Origin of the sequence: Acetobacter garciniae, assembly GCF_017377735.1 — a bacterium.
Taxonomy (GTDB): domain Bacteria; phylum Pseudomonadota; class Alphaproteobacteria; order Acetobacterales; family Acetobacteraceae; genus Acetobacter; species Acetobacter garciniae.
Window position 1 is genome coordinate 622,499 of the sequence record NZ_JAFVMH010000002.1, and the last position, 24,229, is coordinate 646,727.

The 24,229-nt window shown below is 58.0% G+C and carries 25 protein-coding genes, 1 tRNA gene and 2 pseudogenes; 13 read left to right on the top strand and 15 right to left on the bottom strand.

All coding sequences use genetic code 11. From position 1 onward, the window contains the following. Positions 1–3: 3 nt before the first annotated feature. From J2D77_RS06650 to J2D77_RS06680, 7 genes are all read right to left on the bottom strand, one after another. Complete coding sequence (locus tag J2D77_RS06650) at positions 4–420, bottom strand: RidA family protein (protein WP_207845472.1); 417 nt, start codon at positions 418–420, stop codon at positions 4–6. 60 nt (positions 421–480) lie between these two features. Next, complete coding sequence (locus J2D77_RS06655; protein ID WP_207845473.1) at positions 481–1,092, bottom strand: glutathione S-transferase; 612 nt, start codon at positions 1,090–1,092, stop codon at positions 481–483. Continuing rightward, a complete protein-coding gene (locus J2D77_RS06660; RefSeq protein WP_207845474.1) occupies positions 1,089–2,096 on the bottom strand; it encodes an NAD(P)H-quinone oxidoreductase in 1,008 nt (335 codons plus the stop codon). Before J2D77_RS06660 ends, J2D77_RS06655 begins: the two co-directional genes overlap by 4 nt. 130 nt (positions 2,097–2,226) lie before the next feature. Then, positions 2,227–3,474, bottom strand: coding sequence for a flavin-containing monooxygenase (locus tag J2D77_RS06665; RefSeq protein ID WP_207845475.1), 1,248 nt, complete (start codon positions 3,472–3,474; stop codon positions 2,227–2,229). 291 nt (positions 3,475–3,765) lie between these two features. After that, complete coding sequence (locus J2D77_RS06670; RefSeq protein ID WP_207845476.1) at positions 3,766–4,698, bottom strand: 2-hydroxyacid dehydrogenase; 933 nt, start codon at positions 4,696–4,698, stop codon at positions 3,766–3,768. After that, a complete protein-coding gene (locus tag J2D77_RS06675) occupies positions 4,695–5,129 on the bottom strand; it encodes a type II 3-dehydroquinate dehydratase (protein WP_207845697.1) in 435 nt (144 codons plus the stop codon). Before J2D77_RS06675 ends, J2D77_RS06670 begins: the two co-directional genes overlap by 4 nt. A 108-nt stretch (positions 5,130–5,237) precedes the next feature. Beyond that, positions 5,238–6,434, bottom strand: a complete 1,197-nt coding sequence (locus J2D77_RS06680; RefSeq protein ID WP_207845477.1) for an alpha-hydroxy acid oxidase — start codon at positions 6,432–6,434, stop codon at positions 5,238–5,240. Between the two features lie 388 nt (positions 6,435–6,822). Between J2D77_RS06680 and J2D77_RS06685 the strand changes: the two genes are divergently transcribed. The 7 genes and pseudogenes from J2D77_RS06685 to J2D77_RS06710 all read left to right on the top strand — a co-directional run. After that, the gene (locus tag J2D77_RS06685) at positions 6,823–9,276 is read left to right on the top strand and encodes a TonB-dependent receptor (protein WP_207845478.1); all 2,454 of its coding nucleotides are present in this window, start codon (positions 6,823–6,825) and stop codon (positions 9,274–9,276) included. 212 nt (positions 9,277–9,488) lie between these two features. Continuing rightward, the gene (locus tag J2D77_RS06690; protein ID WP_207845479.1) at positions 9,489–10,481 is read left to right on the top strand and encodes an ABC transporter substrate-binding protein; all 993 of its coding nucleotides are present in this window, start codon (positions 9,489–9,491) and stop codon (positions 10,479–10,481) included. Positions 10,482–10,548: 67 nt separating this feature from the next. Next, the gene (locus tag J2D77_RS06695) at positions 10,549–11,400 is read left to right on the top strand and encodes an ABC transporter permease (protein WP_207845480.1); all 852 of its coding nucleotides are present in this window, start codon (positions 10,549–10,551) and stop codon (positions 11,398–11,400) included. A 1-nt stretch (position 11,401) separates the two neighbouring features. After that, the gene (locus J2D77_RS06700; RefSeq protein ID WP_207845481.1) at positions 11,402–12,211 is read left to right on the top strand and encodes an ABC transporter permease; all 810 of its coding nucleotides are present in this window, start codon (positions 11,402–11,404) and stop codon (positions 12,209–12,211) included. Further along, entirely contained in the window at positions 12,201–13,319 is a 1,119-nt protein-coding gene (locus tag J2D77_RS06705) for an ABC transporter ATP-binding protein (protein WP_207845482.1), read from the top strand. The genes J2D77_RS06700 and J2D77_RS06705 overlap by 11 nt, the downstream gene beginning before the upstream one ends. A gap of 87 nt (positions 13,320–13,406) precedes the next feature. Beyond that, positions 13,407–13,553 (top strand): annotated as a pseudogene (locus J2D77_RS17230) (IS701 family transposase); the annotation flags it as partial. A 71-nt stretch (positions 13,554–13,624) separates the two neighbouring features. Then, positions 13,625–14,429 (top strand): annotated as a pseudogene (locus tag J2D77_RS06710) (IS3 family transposase); the annotation flags it as partial. Here the strand turns inward: J2D77_RS06710 and J2D77_RS06715 are convergent. The 7 genes from J2D77_RS06715 to J2D77_RS06745 all read right to left on the bottom strand — a co-directional run bounded on the left by J2D77_RS06715 (position 14,321) and on the right by J2D77_RS06745 (position 19,015). Continuing rightward, a complete protein-coding gene (locus J2D77_RS06715) occupies positions 14,321–14,836 on the bottom strand; it encodes a DUF6538 domain-containing protein (RefSeq protein WP_331000076.1) in 516 nt (171 codons plus the stop codon). The pseudogene J2D77_RS06710 and the gene J2D77_RS06715 overlap by 109 nt on opposite strands. 74 nt (positions 14,837–14,910) lie before the next feature. Beyond that, positions 14,911–14,996: transfer RNA gene (locus J2D77_RS06720), tRNA-Leu, on the bottom strand. Between the two features lie 92 nt (positions 14,997–15,088). Further along, positions 15,089–15,784, bottom strand: a complete 696-nt coding sequence (locus J2D77_RS06725; protein ID WP_207845483.1) for a M48 family metallopeptidase — start codon at positions 15,782–15,784, stop codon at positions 15,089–15,091. Further along, the gene (locus tag J2D77_RS06730; protein WP_207845484.1) at positions 15,771–16,301 is read right to left on the bottom strand and encodes a YcgN family cysteine cluster protein; all 531 of its coding nucleotides are present in this window, start codon (positions 16,299–16,301) and stop codon (positions 15,771–15,773) included. Before J2D77_RS06730 ends, J2D77_RS06725 begins: the two co-directional genes overlap by 14 nt. Next, positions 16,298–16,723: a hypothetical protein gene (locus J2D77_RS06735; RefSeq protein ID WP_207845485.1), complete on the bottom strand. Its 426-nt coding sequence runs from the start codon at positions 16,721–16,723 to the stop codon at positions 16,298–16,300. Before J2D77_RS06735 ends, J2D77_RS06730 begins: the two co-directional genes overlap by 4 nt. Continuing rightward, complete coding sequence (locus J2D77_RS17510; RefSeq protein ID WP_207845486.1) at positions 16,720–17,799, bottom strand: extracellular solute-binding protein; 1,080 nt, start codon at positions 17,797–17,799, stop codon at positions 16,720–16,722. The genes J2D77_RS06735 and J2D77_RS17510 overlap by 4 nt, the downstream gene beginning before the upstream one ends. 97 nt (positions 17,800–17,896) lie before the next feature. Next, the gene (locus tag J2D77_RS06745; protein ID WP_207845487.1) at positions 17,897–19,015 is read right to left on the bottom strand and encodes an ABC transporter ATP-binding protein; all 1,119 of its coding nucleotides are present in this window, start codon (positions 19,013–19,015) and stop codon (positions 17,897–17,899) included. A 74-nt stretch (positions 19,016–19,089) separates the two neighbouring features. Here J2D77_RS06745 and J2D77_RS06750 point away from each other — a divergent pair, with 74 nt between their 5' ends. The 6 genes from J2D77_RS06750 to J2D77_RS06775 all read left to right on the top strand — a co-directional run bounded on the left by J2D77_RS06750 (position 19,090) and on the right by J2D77_RS06775 (position 23,257). Next, on the top strand, positions 19,090–19,392 hold the full coding sequence (locus J2D77_RS06750) for a hypothetical protein (RefSeq protein ID WP_207845488.1): 303 nt from the start codon (positions 19,090–19,092) through the stop codon (positions 19,390–19,392). 40 nt (positions 19,393–19,432) lie between these two features. Beyond that, positions 19,433–19,858 (top strand): phage holin family protein, encoded by a 426-nt coding sequence (locus tag J2D77_RS06755; RefSeq protein WP_207845489.1) that lies wholly within the window; start codon positions 19,433–19,435, stop codon positions 19,856–19,858. Positions 19,859–20,004: 146 nt separating this feature from the next. After that, positions 20,005–20,556 carry a MarR family winged helix-turn-helix transcriptional regulator gene (locus tag J2D77_RS06760; RefSeq protein WP_207845490.1) on the top strand — a complete coding sequence of 184 codons (552 nt, stop codon included), beginning with the start codon at positions 20,005–20,007 and terminating at the stop codon, positions 20,554–20,556. Between the two features lie 31 nt (positions 20,557–20,587). Beyond that, positions 20,588–20,782: a DUF1656 domain-containing protein gene (locus J2D77_RS06765; RefSeq protein WP_207845491.1), complete on the top strand. Its 195-nt coding sequence runs from the start codon at positions 20,588–20,590 to the stop codon at positions 20,780–20,782. Positions 20,783–20,808: 26 nt separating this feature from the next. Then, complete coding sequence (locus tag J2D77_RS06770; protein ID WP_207845492.1) at positions 20,809–21,720, top strand: biotin/lipoyl-binding protein; 912 nt, start codon at positions 20,809–20,811, stop codon at positions 21,718–21,720. 22 nt (positions 21,721–21,742) lie between these two features. Further along, positions 21,743–23,257, top strand: coding sequence for an efflux transporter outer membrane subunit (locus tag J2D77_RS06775; protein ID WP_407927083.1), 1,515 nt, complete (start codon positions 21,743–21,745; stop codon positions 23,255–23,257). 264 nt (positions 23,258–23,521) lie between these two features. Here J2D77_RS06775 and J2D77_RS06780 read toward each other — a convergent pair whose 3' ends face one another. Next, entirely contained in the window at positions 23,522–24,229 is a 708-nt protein-coding gene (locus J2D77_RS06780; RefSeq protein WP_207845494.1) for a phosphorylase family protein, read from the bottom strand.

Below are 24,229 nucleotides of genomic sequence, written 5' to 3' on the forward strand. Positions count from 1 at the left end.
TCATCAATCAGGAATTACGGCGGTCGCGTCGATCTCGACCAGCCATTCCGGACGTGCCAGAGCAACAACAGTTAAACCGGTACAAACCGGATGCACATTTTTGATGTAGCTCCCCATTGTGCGATAAACTGCCTCGCGATGGCGAATATCGGTCAGATAGACCACGAGCTTGGTAACATGCTCCATTTTGCCGCCGCATTCTTCCACGAGCGTCTTGATATTCTGCATGACCAGGTGGGTCTGTTCAGTCGGATCGTGACTATCGATATTCCTGGCCGTGTCCAGATTCTGCGGACACTGTCCCCGCAGAAAAATTGTCGTACCTTTTTGCGCGACAACCGCCTGGGCAAGATCGTTATCCAGGTTCTGCTCCGGATAAGTTTCCCTGGTATTGAATTTGCGATGCCGGTAATGGGCCATGGCATTCACTTTCCTTGTCTTGAATTTTTAAAAATATGGTTAAAAAAAAGCGCAACAGGCTTATGACCTTGGGCGTGTTACGACCATTGCTGGCCGTGTTTCATAGGTAGCGTGCCAATCCGCCAATCCGCGGCGCTCTTTGGTCCAGTCAAGGTCCGGGAACCGAAAGCTCAGCCACCCCAAGGCGCACGCGTAGGCGATCGTTCCAATATCGACCTGCGTGTCCGCGGGCACGTCTTGCTGCATGGCATTGAGCGCGTCGTTGACTTTTTCGGCCTGTTTGTCGGTCCACGTCTCCCAGCGAAATTCCGCGGGACGAATCAGGTTTTCGTAGCGGATCAACAGCAACGCATCCAGAAGGCCATCGGCAAGCGCCTGACGCCGCAGTGCCTGCCATCGGCTGGGCCCGGGGGCGGGGAACAGGTTGCCATCTGCATGAGTGTCCAAATATTCACAGATAACCCGGCTATCATAAAGACACAGGCCATCGTCAAGTTTGGCAGCGGGCACCTTGCAGAGCGGATTGAAATCCCCGATACGATAATCACGCAGGACAGGGTTGGCCGCACTGTCGATGATTTCGATCCTGTCTTCCAACCCAAGTTCATGTGCAGTGGCCATGACCTTCCGCACAAAAGGGGAGGCCGATCCCCAGTAGAGGAACATCTTCATTTCCCTACCTCCTCCTGCACGACAAGCGCTATTTTTCCGAAATTGTTCCCGCTTTCCAGGAATTCATGCGCCTGACAGGCCTGTTCCAGTGGGAACGTCCGGCACAACACGCCCTGCGCTTTCTTTCGCGCAATCAGCGGTAAAAGCCGATGTTTTACCTGCGTGCAGATAAGGGCTTTTTCCTCATCGGATTTGGGGCGCATGGTCGAAGAGGACAGCCACAGCCCTTTGCGCATGACTAGACCGAGATCCACAGAGGCCATTGCGCCCTGCATGAAGGACAGGCCTATATGACGCCCCTCTGGCGCCATGCAAAACAGGTGCTGATTGACGGCGTCACCGCCCAGAATGTCCAGAACGACGTTGACACCCTGCCCCGCGGTTATGTCCATGACACGTGCGGCAATATCTTCCTGACGGTAATTCAGCGCGATGGCGCCCATTTGGGTCAGGCGCTTGCATTTTTCCGGTCCGCCCGCTGTCACGATGACACGGGCGCCAACGGCCTGCCCAAGCTGAAGGCCCAATGTGCCAATGCCGCTTGCGCCACCTTCGATCAGCACCCAGTCACCGCTGGCCAGACCGCCTCGGTCAAAAAGATTATGCCATAGCGTGAACAGTCCTTCGGGCAGAATGGCCGCCTGCGTCAGCGAAAGCCCATCGGGGACCGGCAGGCATTGCCCAGCCTTGGCGACAACGTATTGCGCATAGCCACCAGATTTCACCAACGCCATGATATCCTGGCCGATCAGATCGGGACTGACACCTTCTCCAACGTCGACAACACGCCCGGCAACTTCCAGCCCCAGAACGGGAGATGCATCGGCGGGAACCGGCAAAGCCCCTGTGCGCTGGCCGATATCAGGGCGGTTCACGCCTGAGGCGGCAACCTGGATCAGGACTTCCTGCGCGGCCGGACGAGGGATGTCGCATGTGATCGTACGAAGAACCTCGGGGCCACCTTTACCTTCGGCTATAACGGCCTGCATTTTTCCAGTTGTCATTAAAAAATTCTCGCATCCAGGCCGATCGGGGCGACCAATGTCTTATGTTGGTCCAGCCTTTTCCATAAGAGAGCCCGTGTGAAGCAAGCCTGCGGTCTATGGATACGACAGCTTCAAACGGGCTTGTGCCTTACGATTTTTTGTAGGCCATATAGTCGCGCTGGACGGAAATATGATCGGCAATGAACTTGGCGTCGTGCCAGGCGCCCCATATGAACGAGGATGAACGGTTCGTCAGATTGGGCAATCCGAGAAAATATATCCCGCTCTCTGGTGTTATACCGCGCTTGTGGAGCGGGGCTCCTTTTTCGTCGAAAGCGTTGACGTTCAGCCAACTGAAGTCGAACTTGAAACCCGTGGCCCAGATAATGGTTTTAATCCCTGCTTCGGCCAGATTCAGGCTGGAGAGGGGATTTTTCAGGCAGTCGGGGTCCTCAAGAAGATTCCAGGCTTCCGGTTCGGGGGGCAGGTCAAGGCCGTTACGGTCGATATAGGCATCTGCTTCGCGCAGGACTTCAAAATAGTCCGCATCGCCCTGGGCAATGTTTTTTGCCAGATCACCGGCGAAGTGCACAGCGCCATTGTCATAGCGTTCCGTGACACCGACAAGCGTAATACCGGCTTTTGCCAGGCGGCGAAAATCCATGGTCTTGCCGCCGTCGAACCCACTTACCGCGAATGCGACATGCTTTTTCTTCTCCTTGCCCACTTCGTCCCACATGCCGAGGGCGCCAAGCCACCAGCAATAGTCACGGTCGCGATACGCCCGTGGGGGGCGATAGTGCTCACCCACTGAAAGATAGACTGTCTTGCCCGCCCTGTTCAGCTCTTCTGCTATCTGTGCGCCAGACGAACCGGCGCCAACCACCAGCACCGCGCCATCCGTAAGCTGCTGCGGATTTTTATATGCGGATGAATGAAGTTGCTGAACACCTGTATCAGCCGGCACGATATCGGGAAAACTCGGAACCTGGAAAGGCCCGGTCGCCACGACGACATTGATGGCCTCGATATCGCCGTCAGATGTCTTGACGGTAAAACCCGGCCGCCCGTCGTTGCGTGTCACATGCTTGACAGTCACGCCCGTTCGCACGGGGGCGTCGATCATCCTGGCGTAATCCTCAAAGTATTTCGCCATGCGCTCCTTGGGCGGAAACGCCTCGGGGCTGATATCGTCAAATTTCAGGTTGGGGAAACGGTCATGCCATGCGGGGCCGTTTGCAACCAGCGCGTCCCAGCGTTCGGAACGCCAGCGTTCGGCAATCCGTTTACGCTCCAGAACGACATGTGGAATCTTCATGCTGCTGAGGTGTTCACTCATGGCGATGCCAGCCTGCCCAGCCCCCACGACCACTGTATCGACTACTTCAACTGACACTTGCTTACCCTTATTCAGGCCCGTTTCAGGACTTCAGCACGGAAATGCTGACAGAGCGGACTTTACTGAAGAATCGCATAATCGGCGACGCCGGTTGTGCGCAATGTAGGAATTATGGGTAATTCCGAGGTAATTAAAAAATTCAATTTTCAGATGCCGTGCTTAGGAAAAAACATTTAACAGCAATGGTGATTGACGAGAAGCATAAGTTCCCGCAATGTGGGTGAGCATCAAATTTTTGAACCGATCATGATGCTTATCAATAACGGCTTTTTCTGGAGCGTATAAAAGTCAATATCCCAGGTCTCTTCTTACATAATTATTTAATGGCGTTTCCGCTTGTACTGCGCGTATCGCGGCCGCTATTTCCGGAGCGGCTGAACGGGGCAGTGCTACTGACGCCAGGTGCGGCGTAATAAGGACATTCGGCAATTCCCAGAGCGGACTTTGGGGGGCGAGTGGTTCCTGTTCGAAGACATCGAGCGTAGCACCCGACAGATAGCCTGATCGCAGGGCTGCAATCAGGGCGGGTTCGTCAACCACCTCCCCACGGGAAAGGTTGATGAAGGCAGCACCCTGTTTCATGCTTTTAAAGGCGGACGCATCCAGCAAATGATACGTGTCGGGTGTCAGAGGTAGCATCGAGACCACAATATCGGCCTTTGCCAGCAGCTTGTGCAACTCGTTCTGCCCAGTCACTATATTGACCCCGGGCAGGTCTTTGGGCCGTGTCGCCCAGCCGTGCGTAACATAGCCTTGCCGTGCTATTTCCGTGGCTACGAGACCGCCCAACTGGCCCAGCCCTAGGACGGCCACATGAACTTCAGAGGCAGGGCGGGGGTGAATATAGGACCACTCGCGTCGGATCTTGGCATTTTCGAAGTGGGGGATGTCCCGCGCGTGACGGATGACCGCAAAAAGGGCGTAGCTTGCCATCATGCGCGCCATTTCCCGGTCCTGGAGCCGAACGATCGGGATATCGGGCAGGTCGTCCCGTTTGAGCAGTTTGTCGACCCCCGCACCGAGATTCACGACCAGTTGAAGGGATGGAAAATCCGTGAAAAACCCCGAAGGCGGGTTCCAGACCAGTGCGAAACGCACATGCTCTGGCTGCACGATGTCTTCTGCGCGTTTGATGTCGAGATCGGGCAGCAGCGGCTTCAGGGCGTCCGCCCAAGGCTCAAACGGGTCCGGCTTGGAATAAAAGACAAGCGTGGCTGTCATTTCACGGGCTTTGATAGAATCGTGTTGATCGCGCTTATGGCGAGTAGGTAACCATCGACCCCGAGCCCCGCGACCACGCCGGTTGCCGCCTTGGAGATATAGGATGTGTGCCGGAAGGGCTCACGTTTCCATATATTGCTCATATGGCATTCAATAATGGGACCATCGAATGCCAAAAGCGCGTCCAGAATGGCGATGGAGGTATAGGTCAGGCCTGCGGCATTTATCAGCAGGCCCTGGTGCATCAGCCGCGCTTCCTGGATCCAATCAATGATGATTCCTTCATGATTGGACTGCCTGAAATCAAGCTGCACGTTCAACTGCGTGGCGTGAGCCAGGCAGGCTTCTTTAATGGCAGGGAAGCCCTGATCGCCATAAACGCCTCCCGGAGCAAGTCCATAGAGGTTTGCATTCGGCCCATTAATGAACATCACATGTGAGATGGTACTGCTCCTGACTGATGCTTCTTGCGGAGTTTAGAATCCACAAGATGGGTGTAATATAAGATTTTCGCTAACCTGCGATAAGGTTTCGTTTACTCAGTGAAATGCGCCGGGGTTTCCGCCGTTTTTCAACACGTTGCGGAACCGGATATAACTCTGGTCGATGTCTGTGCAGTTGGTCAGCCCCAGCATGGCCATGTTCCTATCCACTTCGGCTTTCAGCAGGGCGATGGCGCGGGCAACGCCTGGCTGGCCGGCGATTACCGCGGCATAATTGAACGGCCGCCCGACAAAAACGAAGCACGCCCCTAGAGCAAGCGCCTTGAGGATATGGCTCCCGCGCCGGAAGCCGCTGTCGATCATGACCGGCAATGTTGTCGCCGCGATGACTTCGGGCAAAATACGCAGGGGCGCAATGGCGCCGTCAAGCTGGCGCCCCCCGTGATTGGAAAGGATGAGACCGTCAACGCCCACATCCTGCGCGATGCGCGCATCGGCCGGGTGCATGATCCCCTTGATGACGAGGGGGCCTTTCCAGGCCCGCCGGAGATGTCTGATATGGTCCCACGTGAAATGATCGTGGTCCGCGAAATCACGCAGGGTCTCGGGGGCCAGGATCGGCAGGCCGCGCTCGGCAAATGCGTTCTCGAAATGCGGCATACCGTAACGCCAGAGTGTCCTGAGAAAAGTCTTTAGCAGCCATTTGGGCCGGGTAAGCCCATCCATCGCCAGACGGACGCTGGGACGCAGCGGAAGGGAGAAACCATTGCGGATGTTATTTTCGCGATTGGCGCCCACAGGCAGGTCGACAGTCACCACTAGCGTTTCAAAACCTGCTGTTTTTGCACGACTTATGAGCGCATCGATATGCTGCATGTCCCGTGGCAGATAAGCCTGGAACCACGTATGGGGTGCTATGGCGCGCACATCTTCCATACGAATTAGCGACGCTCCGCTGAGAATCATGGGGATCGAGGCCTCTGCCGCCGCCCGAGCCTGCACAATATCGCCGCGATAAGCCGTCATGGCCGATATTCCCATAGGGGCGATACCGAACGGGGCGGAATAGGTGCGCCCAAAGAGGGTCACATTCTGGCTACGGGCCGATACATCGACCAGAACCCGGGGCACGAGATCGACATCGTTGAACGCATCGGCATTGGCATTGAGGGTCGTATTGTCTTCAGCCGCACCGCTGACATAACCGAAGAGCGGGCGCGGAAGGCGCTTTCGGGCCGGTTGTTCGAAATCCTTCAGGGCAAGAAATGTGTCCAGGTTGCGTGAAGACTGCATGATGGCGCTCCAGACGCAGGGTATTCGGCCGTCCTTGCCGCCTGCTGCTCTGCTTTATAAATGGTGACGAATCTTCGTGAAAACGGGCCGAGAAATAACGGTTTCTTTCGAGTGTCCTCTCTCGGTGCCGGAGAAGCGTATTGGAGCTCTTATAATCATAAATCCCAGATATTTCTATATATGACGAATTTGGAAAGATTGAATTTTCCGATGCAAAGGTATGGAAATATATTATTGCGACCTAGGAATTATTTTGTTTCTGTCCTCGCTGTAACACGCCCTGATGTCGTGCCAACTAACCGTGCCCTGAACCCCAGATAGCATAGGTTTTTCTGGAAGAGCTGGCCAGTAAAGCGCAACTGCCCGCCCCAATAGGAAGATTGTAAGCATGTTGACGCCCTTCATCCCCCGCTATCGTAATTTCTATAAGGTCCGATTCCCTACACGCCGCCAGGCTGGCGGAAAAAGCCTGCTGTTGACGACGGCCCTTGCGGGACTTGTGCTGCCGAATATCGCATCTGCCGAATCCACTGCCAGCGCCCCCCATCGTCACGCCGATGCAACGGTGGGGCATGTCGAGGCGAAGCCGAGCAGGAAAGCTGAGGCTCTGCGCCCCGTGAAGGCAGCAGCGGGCGAGGATATCCTGGTGTCGGTCGCGCGGCGGGCGCACGGCACGATGATTTCAGTGGGCGAGGCGCAGATCCAGCGCGCAGTCCCCGGCACCAACCCCCTGAAGGTTCTTGGTCAGGCTCCCGGCGTCATGTTTCAGTCGGCGGACCCACAGGGGCTCGATGTCTGGTCGACGCAAATCTACATGCATGGGTTCATGCAAAACCAGATCAGCACCACCTTGGATGACGTGCCGTTGGGTGAGTTGACCTATCGTAACTATAACGGCCTGAACCCCATCCAGGCGATCTCTTCGGAGAACGTCCAGCGTGTTGACGTCTCGACCGGCGCAGGCGCTGAGTCTGTAGCCAGCACGAACAATCTCGGCGGATCGCTGGAATATCAATCGTCCTCGCCCAAGGATAAAGTCGGCGGTCAGGTTGTCCAGACGTTCGGAAGCTACGACCTGTTCCATACCTTCATTCGCGCCGATTCGGGGAAGCTGAACGAAAGCGGCACGAAGTTCTTTGTGTCCTACATGCGAAACGATACCCAGAAATGGAAGGGTGGCGGCAACCAGTTCTCGCAGCAGGTCAATGCCAAGCTCGTTCAGCCAGTCGGGGAAGAGAGCAAGATCACGGCCTATTTTGACTGGTCCGATCTGCATGAATATCTGTACCAGGACTATTCGCTCGATATCATGAATAATGGCGGATATAATATCGACAATTACTATAATGGCCGCTATAGTGGGTATGTAAACGCCTATAATGCAGCGCTTGGCCACTATCCAGCGAATTTTTCAGGTATTTCAGATAAGGCAGACGCCGCCTATTACGATGGTGCCGCCAATATCAACGACTATCTTGGTTACCTGCAGGGTGACTTCAAGATCACCGATCGGCTGCGCTGGAAGACGACGGTCTACGGCCACGGCCAGACAAATGCGCTGACATGGACAAATCCGTTCTATGCATCACCAACCGGTTCGCCCATGTTCGAACAGGTGAAGCAGCCTTCGATTCAGCGCTTTGGTATCCTGTCCGCAGCTCATTACGATATTGCGCATAACCATATCGAAGCCGGGGTGTGGTACGAGAATAACCAGTTCAATTCGACAATGTACGGCTATGCGGAGCCTGCTCTGGGGCAGGGCGCGCCCCTGAACGCCGTAGACAGCTTCCATACGCGCGATGCCTTCATGCAGCTTTTCGGCCAGCATATCAGCACGAATACGTTTACGGCCTATGCGCAGGACACCTACAATATCATGCCGAACCTGGCATTGCATTTCGGGTTCAAATCGCTTCTGAACACGTCCAATGCCGGTAATGGCTATTATAACAACGCGTATTATGGCGATGGGGAGATGATGCACGGGTCGCTGACCACGTTCCGCGCCTTTCTGCCGCATATCAGCGGGGACTGGCACTTCCTGAAGCATCACGAGCTTTATTTTGATATCGCGGAAAACGTTCACGCCTATCCGCAGGCGCAGTTCAAGACGGCGGCGTCCCCTTATGCCCAGACGGAGGCTTCTTATCTTGCCTCATCCGCAAGCCTGAAGCCGGAGAGCGACTGGGCCTATGCGATCGGGTATCGTTACAGTTCTCGTATTTTTGATGCATCAGTTCATGCTTATCGCATAAACTTCTTTAATCGCCTGCAGCAGATTACGACCGGCAATATTGTAAACCCGGTTGCGACAGTGATGAATGTTGGAAACATCACGACCAACGGTGTCGATGCGGCCATCACCCTGCGCCCCGTCAATGGTTTGTCCTGGACAAACAGCATCAGTTACAACCACAGTACATATGACAATAATCTGAACAGCCAGGGCGTGACCTATCACACCAAAGGGCAGCAGGTCGTAGCGTATCCCCGTATCATGTACAAAACCAGCGCCATATATGATTACGGCCCGATGGAAGCGACGATTGACGCGTCATGGACGTCCCAGCGTAATCTCAGCTACACAGGGGATGCGAAAGTGCCGTCCTACTGGATGAGCAATTTTGGCCTACGGTATCGCTTCGGCAATCTGGGCAAGTATGCGCACGCTCTCAATCGTGTGGAGAATCTTGATCTTTCCTTTAATATTTACAACCTGAATGGCGCCAAATATGTATCGACCATGGGGGAAAATGGTTTCCCCTTAAGCGGAGATTTCCAGTCCTTTCTGGTGGGTGCCCCTCGTATGTTCTTCGGGTCGATCAAGGTCAGTTTCTGAATTGACAGCCCACATCCTTGCGGTCACTCCATGCCGCAAGGGGCACAATCTCCATCGTGTGGAAACAAAGACTTATGGCATTGTCCTGTAAACGAGGCCGACAGCACAATCGGAGGCAAGACAAAAAAATATCTGGCATAACGTCTTGTTTCCCGGAGAAAATTTCTGCCAGCAGGACGGTGCACAGGATTGCGTTCGTCCTTGCGGGGGTAGTGAGCCTGTCCGTCACGCAGGCTTCGGCAGAAACACTTGCCGTAAGTACGTGGGGAGGGAGCTTCCGTGATCTTATCGATCAGACCATTGCGAAAAAGTTCACGGAGGAAACCGGCGTAAAAGTTGAATATGTGACAGGTGGGACGATTGATCGTCTCAATGACGCACGACTGGACGAAGGTGAGCCATCGAGCGATGTTACTTTCACCACATCGCATATTGGCTGGCTTTATGCCGATAATGGCCTGTTCGAAAAGCTGGATTTCTCAAAAATCCCCAATGCCCAACATCTGGTCGCGCAGGCCAGGATCAGTCCTTATCATATAGGGGTATGGGCCTATGTTTATTCCATAGCCTATCGGCCCTCCATGATTCCTCCCGGCTTTCATTTCGAGAGTTGGAACGATCTCTGGTCGCCAAAACTCAAGGGGCTGGTCTCAGCCCCTGATTTTGATCCGTCACATTTAATCGCCGTGGCCTGCAAGCTTGAAGGAGTCAATATTGCGGACTGGACGCGGGCAACGCCCAAATTGTTGGCCTTACTGCCCAATTTCAAGGCCTTTTATACCAACGATGCTAACGGAGAGCAGATGCTTTCAACCGGCGAAAGCCCGGTTGCAATCATGCTCTCCATGAACGCCTATCACATGAAGGCGGAAGGAGCGTCGATCGAGTTCGTGATCCCCAAAGAGGGGGCTGTACTGGGCGTTGATACCATTGCCATCAATAAAGGATCCCGGAAGGTCGATCTCGCGTACAAGTTTATCAATATAGCACTCGATGTTTTGGTGCAGACAAAAATTACGGAAATAAAAAAGAGCAGCCCTGTTGTCGAAGGCGTTGTCTTGCCGGAAGAACTGAAATCCGTACCCGGTATCTTTACCTCTCCACAAGAATGGCTGCAGCAAACCATCATCGTTCCAGACAGATTACGTGCTCGTGATCTCGCCGAATGGCGGGCGTGGTTTGCCGAGAATATGATCTCCCGATGAGTTCCGCTGGCCCGTCCTGTCCGGCCGCCTCATGTGGTGGTCTGTCGATCTTTTTGTGGTGAAAACTATGTCAAAGCGCCCTTTTCTCGGATTGTTCGCCAGTCCGGCCACCCTTGTCGCAATTAGTATTGTCGCTGCGCTGCTGGCAATTTTTCAATACAGTCTGCGCGCGTATGTTCCCGGTTCCCTGCGGCCTGGCGGTTTTACGATCGAAAATTTTGCGGTTCTGTGGAAACCCATGTTCCGCAAGGCCTTCCTGACAACGTTTCTCCTGTGCTTCTGGACCGCACTTCTAACCCTCCTTGCGGGTTTCCCGCTTGCCTATGCCATGGTTCGGAGCAAATCCTCGCTTGTGCGCGGGGGCATTCTTATTACATCCTTGACCCCGATGTTTCTGGGCGAGGTTATCAGAACTTATTCATGGATGATCGTCCTTGGTAAGCAGGGCATCATCAATGTATGTCTCTTGCGGCTGGGGGTGATTTCAGAACCGATCAGCCTCATGTTTACAACAACGGGGGTGGTGATCGCGCTCGTTCATTTTACCCTGCCCATAGTGATTATCATGATCGCCGCTGCTCTTTCCCACATTGACTGGAATCTTGAAAAAGCGGCTGCCTCTTTGGGTGCTGGACGTGTCAGGATCTTTTTTACCGTCACGCTGCCGCTTGCGACACCGGGTCTGGTTGCGGCGACGTCCACGGCTTTTTCCTGGACTTTTTCTGCGTTTGCAACGCCACAGATGATTGGCGGGGGCAAAGTTCAGACAATCTCCACTCTTGTTTACCAAGTCGGGTTTAGCTCCTTCAACATGCCGTTGGCTGCGTCATTATCGTTGGCGGGTTTGCTGTTCACAATTGCAGTTTTGACTCTTTTCAACGTGGGGATGCGTAAAATCGAAAAGCTTGGAGACTGCTGAAATGAAGAAAGCTTTTTCAGATCACCTTCTGGACTGGAGCGGACGGCTGCTGGTTCTGCTTATTCTGATCTTTATTGCTCTGCCGTTTATTGTGGTTTTCATCGTTTCGTTCAATGACAGTTCAGTTGTAGAATTCCCGCCCAAACACTGGTCGCTTCGATGGTATTTTAACGCCTTCTCTTATGAGGATTTCGTAAAAGGGCTCAGGAACTCGCTTATGGTCGCGGCTGTGGGGTCGGCAATTTCGCTTATTGTGGGAGCAATGTTCGCTTTTGTCTTTAATCGCTACGAATTTTCCATACGCAGGCCTCTCCATGCCATTCTCATGTCTCCCCTGATTGTACCGAATTTTACAATCGGCCTCGGAGCACTTCTTTTGGCCAAAGGAATATTTGTACCACGCTCCTTCGGGTTGCTGGTCCTTGTTCATGTAATGGTGACACTTCCTTTTGTCGTGCGGGGTGTGTCCGTATCGCTGCAGAACTTCAATCAGGCTTATGAGCGCGCCGCAGAAAGCCTGGGGGCGTCACCGTGGTATATTCTGATAACTTTAACCATGCCTCTCCTGCTGCCTGGCCTTATTTCCGGCTGGCTGTTTGCCGCAGTGTTGTCCTTTAACGAATTTTCAGCGTCTCTCTTTGTTGCCAATCTGCGGAATCAGACCCTCCCAATTGCAATGTATAACTATGTTCGGGAATATGCAGACCCGACATTAGCTGCGCTGGCTGTTCTTTACGTCGTCACGAGTGCGGCAGTCTTGACTGTGCTCCATGTCTTCTTTCGTCTCGAAAAGGTGCTAAATGTCGAGTGACCATCAATCTTCAGAAAATGTCAGTGCGCGTCCGGCGGTCCAGATTGATGGTGTCACCAAATCATTTGGAAACACCCCCGCCCTTGAACCATGCTGGATGAAGATCAAACGGGGAGAATTCCTGACTCTCCTCGGACCATCGGGGTGCGGTAAGACGACCCTGCTCAATCTTATCGCTGGGTTTCTGGAGGCCGATAACGGTGAGCTTTTCCTTGGGGAGGATCTCGTTACCCAGGTGCCCCCGCATAAACGCGAAATCGGGATTGTTTTTCAGAATTATGCGTTATTCCCGCATAAGACTGTCGCACAGAATGTGGAATATGGACTGCGTACACGCGGCGTTCCCAAAGAAGAATCCCGCGCACGGGTAAAAGAGGCGCTTTCTCTTGTAAAGCTTGAGAATTTCGCGGACAGAAAGCCCCGGCAAATGTCGGGAGGACAGCAGCAGCGGGTCGCTCTTGCGCGCGCGCTTGTCATACGTCCCCGCGTCTTGCTGCTTGATGAGCCCTTTTCCGCCCTGGATCGCAACCTGAGAGTCTCGATGCAAATCGAGCTCAAGGAAATCCAGACGAAACTGGGCCTGACGACAATATTTGTCACGCATGATCAGAATGAAGCCCTTTCAATGTCTGATCGAATTGCGGTAATGTCGCGCGGCCGCGTCCGCCATGTTGGCTCACCCCAGGAAATTTATGAGCATCCGAAAGACCTCTTTGTCGCGACATTTGTCGGGGATACAAATCTTTTCCGTGCACGAATTGAGTCTTCTGAAGGTCGAACACGGCTTGATATAGGTGGTCGGAAAGTCGAGATTTCCTCGGAACAGAAAGAACCCCGGGATTTGCCCTCCGCCGTGATTGTTGCTGCCCGTCCCGAACAGTGCAGCCTGACATCCGTCGAAAGCCCGGATGCCATTCCAGCGACGGTTGCTGTAGTTGTTTACCAAGGCAGCTATGTCGAACTATATCTGGAGTGCGAAGCCGCAGTGCATGGAAGGATCATGATGCGCGACGTCTCTAAGTCATTCTTTCATATTGGGGATAAAGTAGGCATCCGCCTTGCTACGAAAGGTCTTAATATTTTTGGTTCTGAGCAGGAGATCGGCTAGCACTACTTTGACAGAATATATTGGGAGGAGCTTCCCCTGGGGGCTAATCGCTGATTCATAGGAGACCGGTTGTGACGAGGGCTGGTGATGGACAGCGATTGGCGAACGGATCTGGAGGGGTGGCTTGGGCCGTTTGTTGCGACGGTCGGGTACAGGGCGCGGATGTGTCCAGCCTATACCGCGGGACTGACCGGTCCGGGAGATCGCAAGAGCATTCAGCCGATGGCAACGCGCGCTGATGAGATATGAATAGCCCCTAGATTTCTGGACGCCCTGGCTCCTAAAAATGCGGACAGGAGGCGTTGATGGGGAAGCCCAATTTCAGTGATGAGTTCAAGCGTGATGCGGTGGCGCAGATTACCGAGCAGGGATATCCGGTAGCGGAAGTTTCGCTGCGGCTCGGGGTCAGCACACATTCGCTGTATGCGTGGAAGCGGCAATTCGCGAAGGTGGCATCAGGCGATACCGGCAAGGATGCCGAGATCCGGCAACTGAAGCGCGAACTGGTCCGGGTGACCGAGGAGCGCGACATCCTAAAAAAGTCACCGCGTATTTCGCCAGGGATGCAAAGTGAGATACGCCTTCATTGCCGAGCATCGCGATCATTTTGGAATTCGGGCGATATGCCGCTGTCTGGCTGTGCAGCCCAGTGGCTATTATGCCTGGCGGAAGGAGCCGCTGAGCCGACGGGCTTGCGAGGATGCCCGACAGACCACGTTGATCTGTCAGGCCTGGAACGACAGTAGCAGGTTTTATGGCTACCGTAAGCTGCACGATGATCTGCTCGATCAGGGCGAGACCTGCTGTCCGAACCGCGTGGCACGGCTGACAAAACTGGCGGGTATCAAGGCACAGATTGGCTACAGGCGGCGGCCAGGCAGCCATAGTGGCAGGCCATCCCTCGTAATCGACAACACGCTGGCCCGGCAGTTTGATGTCGAGGCGCCCGACAGGGTATGGGTCACAGACATCACCTACATCCGCACCATGGAAGGGTTTGCCTACCTTGCAGTCGTGCTCGACCTCAATTCGCGTCGTGTGGTGGGCTGGTCGATGCAGTTCTCTTCGAGGGTGACGGGTAGCTTGTCGATGCCATTCATGAGCCTGGCCATGCCAGCGTTAATGGTCGCCAGAAAATCCGTCAGGCGCTTGGCCTGCTCATATTTATCAAACAGGAACTCGGCACGCTCGGAGGCACGCTCGGAGGCATGCTCCGCTTTCTCGCGCTCTGTATCAAGCTCCATGACCCTGTCGGTGCCCTTGATGATGTCCTCGTAGACAGTGATCAACTTTTTGAGGTCATCAGGGGAGGCGTCGTCATACATGGCGCTGGCTTTGCTGAAGAACTGTCCGGTTCTGGCATAAAGCGCCGCCGCCCGTTCTCGTGCAACCCGTTTGCTGTCGGTTTGCAGGGAGAGTGAAATTTCCGTGCGTCCAAACAAAGGGCGAAGCGCGTGGGGAATGGTGCGTCGGAAGTGGTAGTGTGAGCCGAGAAGGCGGAGCATGTCTTTTCCCATTATGGGAAGGTGAACGGGACACGGTCCTTTTCCCCATCATTTTGGGAAATTTCTTTGCAATTTCAATAGGTTAGTGGTGCGAACTGCGGGACTCGAACCCGCACGCCCGTACGGGCTGGAGATTTTAAGTCTCCTGCGTCTACCATTCCGCCAAGTTCGCGCAGGCTGGTGGCGTGTGTGCCGGGCCGCGTGGATGACGCGCTTTTAGCAATGCTTTGGGGGCGGGGCAACTCCTGCTTTGCGGACGGTTCGTTATCCGGCGCGTAGCAGAAGCGGGCCGTGGTAACGCAGCCAGGCTTCGGCCTGCTGCCTGTAGGGTGTCAGGCTGGCGACCTGTTTCCAGAATTGTGGGCCGTGGTTCATGTGCACCAGGTGGCTCAGCTCGTGCGCGATCAGGTAATGGCGCACCGGGTGGGGGGCCATGACCAGACGCCAGGACAGCATGATGCGGCCCGTGCTGGAGCAGCTTCCCCAACGGCTGCTCGTGTCGCGGATATCCAGCCGGGTGGGGCGCAGCTTTGCTGCCTGCGCCATCTCCCGCACTTCCTCCCCCAGCACGCGGGCTGCATGGGCGCGCAGGAAATCCGTTACGCGGCGGCTGATGAAACTGGCATCTCCGCTGACGACAAGCTGGTCTTTTTCAATCCATGCACCGCCGCGGCGTGTCGGGTCGTGGGTGATGCGGTGGGGCGTGCCTTCAATGGGGATGATACTGCCATCGGTAAAGGACGGGGTTTTTTCAAGACGTTGCAGGCGCGATGCGATCCATCCGCCATGCTGGCGCACAAAGGCATGGGCATGGGCGGGCGGGCATTTGGGGGGCAGGGTGACGGTAACGGAATTTGCCCGTGGGGCAATGCGCAGGGCCAGCCGCCGCGCGCGGGGTGAAACACGCCATTCGACGTGAACCTTGCCGAAACCTTCTACAGTTATTTCATCGGGTAACACCTGCGCGCACTCCCGCTGGGGTGGGCCCGGGCCTGGCGGCTTCGGGCGTTGTGTCCGGCGTTGCGGGTTCGCCAGGCCAGGTGACGATGTAATCTTCCAAAGCGCCTGCGCGGCGTTCGCTGATACAGCGACCGGCGGCCGATGCGCCAGAGGTGATGACGGTCTCGGGCGTTCCGCTCAGCAACGGGTGCCAGTCGGGCAGGGACTGCCCGTTGGCCAGCCGACGATAGGCGCAGTCAGGTGGCAGCCAGTCCAGTTCGGGGATCATTTCCGCGGTCAGGGTCACGCAGTCCTGCACCTTGCGCAGCCGGTTCGGATAATCCGTGCATTGGCAGGTCCGCACGTCCAGCAACCGGCACGCCACGGACGTATAGTGCAGTTCCTCCGTGTCGTCATCGCGGAGCTTGTGCAGGCAGCACCGTCCGCAGCCATCGCACAGCGATTCCCACTGCGTGCGTGTCATGTCCGCCAGGGGCGTGGTTTCCCAGAAGGGGCGGGGGGCTGGGGGAGGATTCATTGCAGGGCTCCGCAGGCCAGGGCCAGGACAAGGCTGGTCAGAAAAGGTTTTTTAAGCAGCGGCCACCATAGCAAGCGCAGGCGCATGGGGCGCGACGTGGCGCCAAGTTCCCGCGCAGTCGCGGTCCAGTTGTCCTGCACGCTGCGCAAGGGTAGCACAAGGGGCAGGCTCAGCAGCGGGGCCAGCATCATACCTTGCAGCACGGGAACGCCAGGACCACGCACGCCCAGCGGTAGCAGGACTGCGCCTGCCGTTGCGGGAATGACCGTCAGCAACGCTAGCGTATAGGCAGCCCCACTCAGGCGTGTTGCAATGACCAGGGCCGTAACAAGACACGCCACCCCAAGTCCGATCGCGGCCATGACCAGTCCCGAGGCCAGAAGCGGGTAAGGGGGTGGGACAGCGCCCATCAGCGGGATCACGCGTGGTCGATCCAGTGGGCGAAACGTTCCGCGATGGGGGCCAGGTTGCGGCTCCAGAACAGGTCGTCAACCGGGATGGCGGGCGGCAGGCGCGCCAGCCTGCCGCCGGAAGCATCGATATCCTGCATGGATGGCAATGACGGCCACGCATTGGCGAAGGCCTGCTGCTGGGCGGGTTGTTCCAGCCAGGATGCAAGGGCCAGGTTGGCGCTATCGCCTGCGGCACTTCGGGGCACGCCCCAGCCGTATTGAACAAGCAGGCGTTGGTTCCAGTTCAGGCTGAAGCGCTGGCGGTCCGCCTCCTTCGCGCCCAGAATTTCGCCCGTGGGCACGAAGCCGGTCAGCGCGCCGCCGGAGGTGAGGATACGCGCAGCCTCCTCCGGGGTGGACCACCAGATAAGGTACGGGCGGATCTGCTCCAGTTTCAAGAAGGCGCGGTTCTGGCCATCGGGCGTGGCCAGAACGCGGTACACCACATCGGCGGGAACACCGTCTGCCAGCAGGGCGATTTCAAGCGTCGTGCGTGGGTCGCGCCGTAAGCTGCGGCGGCCGGGATGGCGCGCGACATCCCAGAAATCCGTCCAGCTCGGGGGGGCATCAAAACGGGCGCGGTCCCAGGCCATGGCATAGTCGATCGCAGCGGACATGGGGCCGCATGCATTGGCGGAGGTATCGCCCTCGTCCCGGGCAAGCAGGCCCAGCCCGCAGCAGATCTGGAGCATGCTGCCTTCCATCATCACGGCGGCCCAGTGGCCGGCCGCGTGCTGTTCCTGCTGTTGCAGGCTTTCGGTCGTGCCGTCCCAGCCATGGGGGGTGACCGTGCGATGTGTCAGGCGTTCATAGGGGGTGAACAGCACCCGGCGCTGGATGTCCGTGATCTTGCCCGCAAAGGTCAGGACATTCAGGCGGGGTGGGGTGGGGGCATGGCCGCGCTTGCGGGGGGCGGCTTGTGGCTTTCCCGCTTCCGCCACCGCAGGCAGCAGCGCACCCAGCCCGGCCAGCAGGAGCGTGCGGCGCGCCAGCGGGGAAACGACCGGGGGTGAAAGGGAGGACGCGCGGTGTAATCCGGCAGGCACAGGCGCTGCTTTTGGGCGAGCCTTACGAAGAAAAGGAAGGGGAAGCAGGGGAAACCTCGCGCGCGTCTGTCTATGGCCTGGGATGCCGGGCGGCAGTTTAGCCTATTTTTTGATCCATCGGAAAGGCAATGGCGTTCTGGGCCTGCCACGCCAGTAATCCCTCCCGCCCGGGTGCCAGATCCCGCCCGGCATGAACCGGCGGGCGGCGGGCGATTATTTCGGTTCCATCACGCGCGCGCAGCCGCATGAGAACGCTCTGGCCAAGATGGTGGGCGCTGACAAGCGTGCAGGCAATGTCGCCGGGTTCCGGGGGTTCGCCCCCGCCCTGGCGCATGAACATTACGGAAAGCCGGTCAGGCGGAATGCAGATGCTGGCCAGGTCATCGGCATGCAGGCCCGGTGCCGCCTGCGCCTGCACCGTCTCGCCCGAAGGCAGGCGCAGGGTGGCGAGATCGTCTTCGCAGTCCAGCACCTTGCCGGTCAGCACATTGGCATCCCCCATAGCTACGGCCACACCGCGGCTGGCGGGGCGGTTCAGCAGGATGGGGGCCTGGGCGAGTTGCAGCAGCACGCCGTTTTCCATGATACCGATCCGGTCCGCGGCCATCAGGGCTTCGGGGCGCTGGCGTGTCAGCAGCAGAAGGCTCAGCCCCATGGCGTGGCGCAGCCGGTCAAGCATGGCGAGCATGCGGTCCTTTGCCGTCTGCTTCATGGTATCGAAAGGCTGCATCAGCACAACGACCGCCGGCATGCCCACAAGGGCGCGGGCGAGCCCTGCGCGAAAAACCTGTTCTGCCGACAGGTCGCGCGGGTATCGGGCGCGCACGCCGTCCAGCCCGGTCAGGGCTAGGACCTCGCTCGCCCTGCGCTGCATTTCATTCGCACCCAGGGTGCGTGCGGCCCGCAGGGGAAAGAGAATATTGTCCATAACCGACAGATGCGCGAAGAGCGGCGCATGCGCCCCCACGGAGGCCACGCCCCGCTGGCCCGGCCTGTGCGCGCTGACATCCATCCCGTCGATGCGCATGGCGCCCTGGCATGTCGCCCGCCCGGTCAGGGCGGCTGTCAGGCTGGGCATGTCGTCTTCGTCCGGGCCGATTCCCAGCAGGGCCACGCAGTCCTGCCTGCGCAAAATCAGGTCCAGCGGCGGTGTTCCCGCCCGGAAAACGAAATTGTGCAGTGCCAGGGCAGGGGGCGAGCCATGCGTAAGCTGCATGCAACCGGACTCCTTGTCTGCGGGTTTAATGGAAGGTGTGCATCCCAGTACACGATATAGACGAGGTTTGGTGCATGTCTTACGACAAAATCAAGGAAGTCAAAGCCGCTGGCGAAGCGGCGACCGATACGGCGCGTGAAGAGCTGGAGGCCGTCAAGGCCCATCTCGAACGCCTGATCACCCAGCACATGGTGCCTGCCCTGGGCAGGGCGGGGGACAAAGCCGGCAGCCTGACCGAGCAGGCAGTTGCCAATGCGCGCGAACTGGCGGATCATACGCGCCAAGATCTCGCAAAGCGAACGCGGGGCCAGACGTCCTGGCTGTCTATTGCCATTTCCGGGGTGGTGGGCTTTATCCTGGGGCGGTTGTCTCGCTGACGCCTATGCGTCACCCGAACGTAAGGTAGCCGCAAAGCCCATGCATATTTTTGACCTTGGTAAATCCGCCCTGAACGCCCAGTCCAGCGTGATGCAGCAGATGGCCATACGATATGGCCGTCAGGTCGCGTTCCTGATCATGGCGGCCCTCTTCGGTTTTTTCGCCCTTATCACGGGGCATGGGCTTGTGTGGATCCTGCTGGTTTTTGCCGCTCACATGGGGCCGGTCGGCGCGTCGTTCACGGTTTTCGGCCTTGACGTGCTGGCGGCCCTTGTCTGCATCCTGTTCGGTCGGCGCACCTACCTGACCGTGGCCGAAGTGGATGCCCGCATCGCGCGGGACCGCTACCTGAACCAGATGCGCGACTCCATGACCATGGCCGCCGTGACCGCGACCGTCGCTTCGGCCATGGGGCGTGGCAGCGCTGGCAAGGTGTGGGATATCGTACGGCGCAAAAAGGGCTGAAAAAGCGTTCAAAGCGCTTGCACGGAGCCAGCCCATAGGTTCCATTCCAAATTTGCATTGGCGTGCGCCATTGTTTCTGTAAATGATGGCGCAGTCATTTAATGAGCGTGTAAATTGTTTGCATGCTTTCAGGCGTTGTGCAGTGAATGGACTTTGAACATAACTTTGTTATGGCAAGTGAGACGCGCCGGTTTTTCGGGTACCGGCTGGCTCGGCTTGCAGCGGTATGGCGGCGCGAGATTGATGCCGACCTGCGCGCTTTCGGTCTGACCGACGCAACATGGCGCCCTATCTATTATCTCAATTTCTCATCCACCCCCATGCGGCAGACGGATCTGGCGCGCTCCCTCCTGCTGGAAGCGCCGTCCCTGGTCCGCTTGCTGGATGTACTCGAAAAGCGTGGCTATGTCGTACGCGAAACGGATGAGGAAGACCGCCGTTCCAAGCTGGTCAGCATTACGGATGAAGGGCGCCAGGTGGCGGCCCTGGTCAACCGGGTGGCCGATACCGTGACCGCACGGCTGACCGATACGGTCACGGATCACGAGCTTGAGGAGTGCTGCGGCGTGCTGGACCGGGTGGAGCAGGCTGCACTGACGCACCGCGACACGCCGCGCCCGCCTTCAAGGGATGCGGCCAGCCCGACCGGGACGGCATCTGCCAAAAAGAGCACACAAAAAAAAGGCGAGCGGCCATGAAGGGCCCGGCACTCGTTACCAGGACCGTGCAATGCTGACGGAATTCAATCTCTTTGGCGTCTTCATGGCGCCGATTGTCGTCTACGCGCTGGCGGCCCTGCCGCTGACCATGTGCGTACGCTTCGTGCTGTGGTGGAGCGGCCTGCTGGGCTGGTTCTGGCACATCGCGCTGTTCGAAGTATCCCTTTACGTTTGTATTCTTTGCCTGCTGATTCTCTATATCTGACCTGAAAAGGCTTTTGAGTCGTCGCGATGCCCCTCCTGCGCACCCTGATACGAATTGTCCTGACCCTGGCGGTCGTGTCCCTGGCGATTATCCTGGGGATCACCTTGTGGAACGTCTATATGATCGCACCCTGGACCCGTGACGGGCGCGTGCGCGTGTACGTTGTGGATGTCGCCCCCGAAGTCTCGGGCACCGTGGTGCAGATCCCCGTCGTGGACAACCAGTTCGTCCATAAGGGCGACCCGCTGTTCGTTCTCGACCCGGTCCGCTTCCGCCTGGCGATCCGCGAGGCACAGGCCCGCCTGGACGGCGCGATGGAAGACCTTAAGCTCAAGCAGAACGACGCCAAGCGCCGTATGGGCCTGGGCGGGATCGTCTCGGCCGAAGAACAGGAAGTGTTCAACTCGAACGTGGCGACCCAGATCGCCTCGGTCGATGCGGCACGTGCGGCCCTTGATGTCGCCAAGCTGAACCTCCAGCGTTCGGTTCTGTATTCGCCGGTCAACGGATATGTGACCAACCTCAACCTGCGGGTGGGGGACTATGCCTCGGCCGGACAGGCGCGCATGGCCGTGATCGACTCCGATTCCTACTGGGTCTACGGCTACTTTGAAGAAACCAAGATGTGGGGCGTGCATGTGGGTGATGAAGCCCGCGTGAAGCTCATGGGCTACAAGCCCATCCTGCTGGGCCATGTCATCAGCATCGCCCGTGGTATCGACGATACCAACGGCTCCCCCGACAAGCTGGGGCTGCAGGCGGTCAATCCGATCTTTACCTGGGTGCGTCTGGCCCAGCGTATTCCCGTGCGCATTCATCTCGACCATGTGCCCGACAGCGTGACCCTGGCCGCGGGCATGACCGCTACCGTCAGCGTCGGCCCCGAGCCGACGGGGCGCAGGGGCAAGCTGACGACCTGGTTGCAAGACCATCTCTGAGCGTGGGCAGAGGATGAAAGTCATGAAGGTTCATCGCCGCCTCGCGCTTGGCCTGGCAACGTCATTGTTGCTGTCGGCCTGCACTGTCGGGCCGAATTACCAGCCCGACCGGATGAAGCTGCCCGCGCAGTTCAAGGAAGCCGCGGAGGAACACACCGCAACGCCCGAGGAAATCGAGCGTACCAACAAGGAAATGACGGAATGGTGGGCCCTTTTCAAGGATCCCATCCTGTCACGCCTGGTTGAGCAGGCCATCAAGGGCAATTACGACCTGCAGATCGCAGGGGAGCGTATCCTGGCCGAACGCGCGGTCCGTGACCGTTCGGCGGCGCAGTGGTACCCGCAGGTTGACGCCAATATGGGCGGGGGCGATGTCCGCTATTCGCTGAATATCGACAACTGGCCGCTCCGCCCCGGCAACCCCGCCAACCGCCCCGAAGCCTCCATGCTGACCTACGGGGCCACCGCGTCGTGGGAGCTGGACATGTTCGGGCGCATCCGGCGTGATGTGCAGGCGCATGAACACCAGGTGGAAGCCACGATCGAGGCGCGGCGGGCCGTGCTGATGGGGCTTTTGTCGGAACTGGCATCCGACTACATGCTGCTGCGTGTCACGCAGTTGCAGATCAAGATCGCGACCGACAACATCCGCGTAGCCCAGGACGCGCTGAACCTGACCAACCAGCTTTACCTTGAAGGCGTGGGCAACAGCTTGCAGATCGCCCAGGCGCAGGCGGAACTGGATGCCCAGGTCGCTGCGCGCGAGCCGCTCAGAACCCGTGTCTCGCAGGTCACGCACGCCATTGCGGTTCTGTTGGGCCAGATGCCCGGCACGCTGGAAGACGAGCTCAAGCAGCCCAAGCCCCTGCCGGTGGTGCCGGAATTCCCCGCGACGCTGCCCTCCATCGTGATCGCCAACCGGCCCGATATCCGCATGGCGGAGCGGCAATATGCCGTGGCCACGGCCCAGATCGGTGTGGCGGTGGCCAATCTTTACCCGCATTTCGTGGTACCGCTGACCTTCAACCCCAATGCGTCGGCCATGTACCAGGCCTTTCAGGTCAATGGCATGAGCTGGCAGTTCTTGCTGATGGCCAGCCTGCCGCTGATGCATGGCGGCAAGATGACGGCGGAAATCCGCGCCGCCCAGGCCTCGGCCGAGGCCGCACGGCTGAGCTACCGCCAGACCGTGCTGACAGCGTTCAAGGAAGTTGAAGATTCCATGGCCGCCTGGCATGACGATATCGAATATGCCGAGCAATTGCACAAGGCTGCCGAAGACAGTGCGACCGCCAGCGAGCGGGCCCGCAAGTTGTACAGCGCCGGTCTGGTCGGCTTTCTGGAAGTGCTGACAACCGAACGCACGACCCTGAACGCCCAGAACATGGAAGCACTGGCAAGGCTCGAGCGCCTGCGTGACGCAGTGAACCTCTACACCGCCCTTGGTGCGGGGTGGAAGGGTGTTGCCCTTACCAATTCCACGCTGCCGGTCTCGCTGGAAACGCAGAATATTCTGGCCCGCGCGTTCAAGCAGTAATGGCGTAGCCCCGTGGCAGGGTAGCGCCTGTCGGGCGCTGTCGCAGGCCGTGACGGTGTGCGTGGGAACGGGCATACCGTCCGGTCTGAAGCCGGACTGGTCGACTTTTCTATAAAAAGAATAGAAGTTTTTGGGTGCCGCCTTTTTTCAAAAAGGCGGTATTCTTTGAGGCTTTTTGCAAAAAGCTTCACCAAAAACTTCCTTCATGGTCGATACGATGGCGCGTGGGCAGGTGTTGAAGCTGCCTTTCGGGCAGTCAGTCTCTCACGCGGCCAGGCGCTGAAAGGCAGGCCGGTCTTTCTGGGCGCGCAGGAAGTTCAGCATGGCCTTGCGCGCCATGCCCGCATCCTGGCCGAGGCGGATCAGACCACCAATCTGGCCCGGGTGGCGCAGCAGGGAGCGCAGCAGCGTTCCAACCTGTAGCCCGCCATCGGGCGAGAGCACGCTTGCCGCCACCGGGGGCAGGGACCGGCTGGCCGGGTCACAGATCACGCGCAGCACTGCAAAGGGCAGCCCTGCCTCCTCCGCCGCACGGGCGAGAAACGCGCTTTCCATATCCAAGGCCGCGCAGTGCGAAGCCGCGAACAGTTCCGCCTTGTGCGCGGCGTCCAGCACGACATCGTCGCTATGCAGAAGGGCCCCCCCAATCGTGCCCGGCTGCTCACCCCCCAGAATGTGGCGCAGTGTCGCATCGCATGTCCAGGTGGATTGCCAGCCCTTGACCGTTGCGGGCACGACAATGGTTCCGGCGGGCAAACTGGGGTCCAGTCCCGCCGCAAGCCCGAAGGAGAGCAGGCAGTTCACCCCGCAGGCAGCCAGGCGTGCCGCCTCGCGCTGCGCACCGGTCCGCGTGGCCCCGCTTGCGGCAATGGCCGCGTGCGGGAAGACCGAACGGATCAGGCCTGCCTCGGCCTTCAACCCGACCAGAATGCCAGGTCGGGACAGGGAGAACGGAACAGCGGCCAGCGCCAT